The sequence below is a fragment of the Flavobacterium sp. genome (genome assembly GCF_030146175.1).
GTDB lineage: Bacteria > Bacteroidota > Bacteroidia > Flavobacteriales > Flavobacteriaceae > Flavobacterium.
The window spans coordinates 1-5286 of sequence record NZ_JASLCE010000009.1 but is presented as its reverse complement, the minus strand read 5'-3'; the positions used below and the strand labels follow the sequence as shown (position 1 = coordinate 5286).

5 protein-coding genes are annotated in these 5286 nt (G+C 37.7%); all 5 read left to right on the top strand.

Features of this window, described 5'->3' with window-relative positions; translation table 11 throughout:
* Positions 1 to 116 precede the first annotated feature (116 nt).
* The gene (locus tag Q1R07_RS00910) at positions 117 to 2768 is read left to right on the top strand and encodes a gliding motility protein (RefSeq protein WP_300485035.1); all 2652 of its coding nucleotides are present in this window, start codon (positions 117 to 119) and stop codon (positions 2766 to 2768) included.
* A gap of 66 nt (positions 2769 to 2834) precedes the next feature.
* Positions 2835 to 3260, top strand: coding sequence for a polymer-forming cytoskeletal protein (locus Q1R07_RS00905; RefSeq protein ID WP_300485034.1), 426 nt, complete (start codon positions 2835 to 2837; stop codon positions 3258 to 3260).
* A complete protein-coding gene (locus Q1R07_RS00900; protein ID WP_300485032.1) occupies positions 3229 to 3450 on the top strand; it encodes an AtpZ/AtpI family protein in 222 nt (73 codons plus the stop codon). Before Q1R07_RS00905 ends, Q1R07_RS00900 begins: the two co-directional genes overlap by 32 nt.
* Positions 3451 to 3457: 7 nt before the next feature.
* On the top strand, positions 3458 to 3862 hold the full coding sequence (locus tag Q1R07_RS00895; protein ID WP_300485030.1) for a hypothetical protein: 405 nt from the start codon (positions 3458 to 3460) through the stop codon (positions 3860 to 3862).
* Between the two features lie 112 nt (positions 3863 to 3974).
* Positions 3975 to 5165: a F0F1 ATP synthase subunit A gene (gene atpB / locus Q1R07_RS00890; protein ID WP_300485028.1), complete on the top strand. Its 1191-nt coding sequence runs from the start codon at positions 3975 to 3977 to the stop codon at positions 5163 to 5165.
* The last annotated feature ends 121 nt before the right edge of the window (positions 5166 to 5286 follow it).

Below are 5286 nucleotides of genomic sequence, written 5' to 3'. Positions count from 1 at the left end.
GAGGGATATTGTTTTTTTGGAAACAAATTTTTCCCATATCAAAAAGAAACGTATTTTTACCTCTCTTTATACTAAAAAAAGAAATTGGAAGTTAAAGAACTAAAAACGTTTTTATATTGAAAACCAATCTGTTTAAATACGCCTTAAGCGTAGGGCTCGTTCTTTTTTTGCTGGCATGTTCCACAAAGAAAAACTCATTTGTAAGACGAAACTACCACGCTGTTACAGCCGAATATAACATACTATACAACGGAGGCGTTGCTTTCGATAAAGGAGTGGAAGAACTAAAAGGGACTTATAAGGACAACTTTTGGGAAATTCTACCTGTAGAACGAATGCAGGATATCGATGCCGGAACTCTTCCCGGTCAGACAAAAAATGCCAATTTCGAGAGAGCAGAAACCAAGGCGATCAAAGCGATTCAGAAACACTCCATGTATATAGAAGGCGGAGAGAAAAATCCGCAAATGGATGAAGCGCATTTATTGTTAGGAAAAGCGCGTTATTACGACAATCGCTTTATTCCGGCATTGGAAGCGTTTAATTATATTTTGTATAAATATTCCAACAGCGATAAAATTTACGAAGCCAAAGTATGGCGGGAAAAAACCAATATCCGTTTGGAGAATGAAGTTCTGGCGATTAAAAATCTGAAGAAACTTTTAGAAGATCAGAAAATTAAAGGACAGGTACAAGCCGATGCGAATGCTATTTTAGGACAGGCGTATGTAAACCTTGGTTCTATTGATAGTGCTTTGGTAAATTTAAAATTAGCGAAAGACCTGACCAAGCATAACGAAGAAAAAGCCCGTTATCATTTTATTATCGGTCAGTTATACGAAAGTATGAATTACCCGGATAGTGCGTATGCTTCGTTCCAGTCGGTTATCGATATGAACCGAAAATCGCCACGTCGTTATGTTATTCAGGCGCATGCCAAACAAGCACAACAATTCGATTATAAAAAAGGCGATACGCTGGCTTTCCTGAAAAAATTCAACAAACTGGCGGAAGATCGCGAGAACCGTCCGTTTTTGGATGTGATCAATCATCAGGTGGCTTTGTTCTATGATAAACAAGGTAACAAACGTCAGGCGAAGAAATACTACAACAAATCCCTGCGTTCGATGTCGCAGGATAATTATTTGGTAGCGTCCAATTACCGCAACTTGGCGGAGATCAATTTTGATGATGCCAAATATTTAACAGCGGGACAATATTACGACAGTACCATGTCTAAATTAAACCCGAAAACCCGTGAATTTATCGCGATCAAAAAGAAAAGGGAAAACCTGAACGATGTGATCAAATATGAAGGCATTGCCAGAGTAAACGATAGTATCTTATATGTATCCGGATTAGGACCAAACGAACAACGTAATTACTACGAAGAATACATCGCAAAACTAAAAATCGAAGAAGCGAAAAAAGCCCTTGAAGCAGAGAAGCTAAAAACAATGGCCGAAAACAGCGGTTTTTCCGATCCGGGAGCACCAGCTGTAGGATCGAATGCTACTACAAAAAGCGAAATGATGCAATCCCGTCAGGCACCACCTTCGGAAGAGACTACGCCAAAACAGTCGGGAGCACCTACAAATGCCGGAAGTTTTACAGGGGGAAGCACCTTCTATTTTTATAACCAGGCTACGGTAGCTTTTGGTAGAACGGAATTTAAAAAGAAATGGGGGAACCGACCGCTAAAAGACAACTGGCGTTGGTCGACACAAACCATTATTGATAAAGCAAATGAAAATCCGGATGCGGTAGCTGCGGTTGATGAAAACCCGAAAACCCAAGCCGAGGACGAGCGTTTTACTCCGGATTACTATATTAAACAATTGCCAACCGATCAGAAAGTACTGGACAGTTTGGCGAAAGATCGCAATTTTGCCTATTTCCAACTGGGAACGATTTATAAAGAAAAATTTAAAGAATACAAACTGGCGGCATCCCGATTGGAAAAACTACTGGTAAACAAACCGGAAGAACGATTGGTATTACCGGCCAAATACAATCTTTTTAAAATTTACGAAATCATCGATCCGGCCAAAGCAGCGATTATGAAACAACAGATCATTGCTGAATATCCGGATAGCCGTTATGCGCAGATTTTGTTAAACAATATTTCGGAAGGAACCATAGCGGGAAGCCCGGAAGAAGTGTATAACAAACTGTTTAAACAATTTGAAAAAGACGAGCTACAGGATGTGCTGGCACAATTGGATCCGGTTATCGAAAATTTCAACGGAGAAGAAATGGTTCCGAAATTCGAATTGCTTAAAGCCAGTGTAATCGGACGATTAAAAGGATTGGAAGAATATAAAAAAGCGTTGAACTTTGTGGCCTTAAACTATCCGAATGCGGAAGAAGGCAAACAGGCGGAAACGTTATTAAAAACAGATATTCCGAAAATGGAAAAACTGGAATTAGGAAAAGAAAATCCATCCAGCTGGAAAATTGTATTCCAGGTTCCGTATCCAAATGCAAACGATGCGAAAACCAAAGCCTTAACCGAAAAATTAAAGAAATATATAACCGATCGCAACAGCAACCGTATCACCTTGTCCAACGATGTGTATACGATGGATAAAAGTTTTGTAATTGTACACGGTTTTAGCAGTAAAGAAGCAGCGCTTTCCACGATTAGCGTACTAAAAGATTTTAAAGGTTATAAAGTTTCCGAAAATGCATTTGTGATTTCGAATGACGATTATAAAGTTGTTCAGATCAAGAAAAATCTGGACGCGTATCTGGCAACCCTAAAATAACTTTTAGAGAAAGTAACAGTAAGATCACAGGAATAAAAGCCTGTGATTTTTAAAAGCAATAATACCATGTTTGAAAAACAACAGAAAAAGTCTTACACGGATTTATTAGGTAAAACCAATAGAATAGTAGAAGGAACAACCATTACAGGCGATATTATTTCGCAAGCCGATTTTAGATTGGATGGAAATCTGATTGGAAATTTTAATTCGAAAGGAAGGCTTGTTATTGGCCCTGCCGGAAGTGTGACGGGTGATATTAAATGCAATACGGCCGATATCGAAGGGAAGTTTAATGGAAAGATCGAGGTAACCGAAATTCTGAATATCAAATCAAAGGCATCGATAAAAGGAGAAGTAATCGTTGGGAAACTGGCGGTAGAACCAGGAGCCGATTTTAGCGCAACCTGTGTGATGATGGAAGCGACATCCGGAAAAACAACCAAAGCAACAACCGTAACAAATGAATCAGGATCAGGACAGAAAAACGCGTAATAAGTGGTTGGCACTAATTAATATCCCGTTTCAGATGGGGATCATTATTTTTGCCTTTGCGTTTTTAGGAAACTGGCTCGACGAAAAATATCCGAATCCTAACGATCTGTATGTAAAAATCCTTACGCTGCTGGGCGTTTTTATAGCGCTATATAATGTAATAAGGCAGGTAAATCAGTTAAATAAATAAAATAAATATGAGCAGGAAAAAATATGCTGTAATCTTTCGTTTGTTTCAAATTGTTCCTATTCTAGCACTACTGCATATTCTTATTTTTAAGTTTGGTGTTTCTACTCAAACCTATCAGGAATTCCACTATCCTATCTATGGGATTTATCTTTTCTTTCTACTACTTTCATTAGCGATATTACTTTTTTTAATTCGGATAAAAGAAACCAAACCGGAGCAGATCGGCTTTGTTTTTTTAGTATTGATCAGTATTCAATTTGCACTGAGTTATATCTTCCTGATGCCGGTACTGGAGCGGGAAGGAACGAGTGTATATATAGAGAAAATAAACTTTTTTGTGATTTTCATTATTTTTTTGGCATTAGAAGTGTTTTTAACGTCAAGATTATTAAATGATAAGCCAAAGAAGTAGTTGAAATTAATAATTAGAATAAAAAAGAGTAGCAATAACATTGGAATATTAATTAAAAATGTACCTTTGCACCAAATTTAAGGACCGTAAAAATTAAGATATTTAATAAGGTATGGTGATTTCAAAAAAACCTGTCAGAATTATTCTAGCGACTTTTGCAGGGCTATTGTCTTCAATAGCTTTCGCAAACCCGGTAGTAGACACTACACATGTAGCAACAGCAGTAACGCATGAAGCCCATGCAACAACAGAGGTTGCTCACAATGAAGCTTCTCATGGAGACGAGCACGCAACTCAGGATCCAAAAGACAAAGTAACAGCTTACATTGAACACCATTTACAGGATTCGCATGATTTCGTTTTCTTCTCGGATGAGAAAGAAGGAAAGCATTACGGATTTTCATTACCGGTTATCTTATTGGATAACGGATTAAAAGTTTTCTCTTCTTCAAAATTACACCACGGAGAAGCGGTTGCCGAAGTAGACGGTAACTTCTATAAATTATACCACGGTAAAATTTACAAAACCGATGCTGCCGGAACAATCAACTACGACGAGCATCATCATCCAACTAACGTAAAACCGTTGGATTTTTCAATTACTAAAAATGTAATGTCCATGTTGTTTACATCAATTGTATTATTCTTGATGTTTACAGGTTTGGCACGTTCGTATAAAAAAGGAGCTATTCCAACAGGATTCGGAAGAGTATTGGAGCCACTGATTATTTTTATCCGTGACGAAATTGCTATCCCGAACATTGGAGAGAAAAAATACAGAAAATACATGGGTTACCTGTTAACGGTATTCTTCTTTATCTGGTTGTTAAACCTTTTGGGTATGACGCCACTTGGAATTAACGTAACTGGAAACATTGCAGTAACGGTTTGTTTGGCATTGTTCACGTATTTTATTACACAATTCAGTGCGAACAAAGATTACTGGAGTCACATTTTCTGGATGCCGGGTGTACCGGTTCCGATGAAAATTATCTTGATGCCAATCGAGATTCTTGGAACCTTAACAAAACCATTTGCGTTGTTAATCCGTTTGTTTGCAAACATTACAGCAGGTCACGTAGTAATCATGAGTTTGATCGCGATGATCTTCGTAGGAAAAAATATTTATGCAGATATGCCAATCTCTTTAGGATTAACTTTGTTTATCTCAGTTATTGAAATTTTGGTAGCATTCTTACAAGCGTTTATCTTTACCATGTTGTCATCTTTATTTATTGGAATGGCGGTTCAGGACCACCACCATGATGAGCACGGTCACGAAGAGGAAAATGTAATTATTTAATTTAGAAGTTTAATTTTTTAATATATACTTATGGGAAGTCTTAATTTAATCGGAGCTGGTTTAGTAGTAATCGGTGCAGGTTTAGGTTTAGGTAAAATCGGTGGATCTGCTATGGACGCTA

Bases quoted from the DNA above. Each gene is read 5' to 3' on its own strand.
- Q1R07_RS00905 (WP_300485034.1), top strand. From the start codon at position 2,835: ATGTTTGAAAAACAACAGAAAAAGTCTTACACGGATTTATTAGGTAAA.
- Q1R07_RS00900 (WP_300485032.1), top strand. From the start codon at position 3,229: ATGAATCAGGATCAGGACAGAAAAACGCGTAATAAGTGGTTGGCACTA.
- Q1R07_RS00895 (WP_300485030.1), top strand. From the start codon at position 3,458: ATGAGCAGGAAAAAATATGCTGTAATCTTTCGTTTGTTTCAAATTGTT.
- atpB (WP_300485028.1), top strand. From the start codon at position 3,975: ATGGTGATTTCAAAAAAACCTGTCAGAATTATTCTAGCGACTTTTGCA.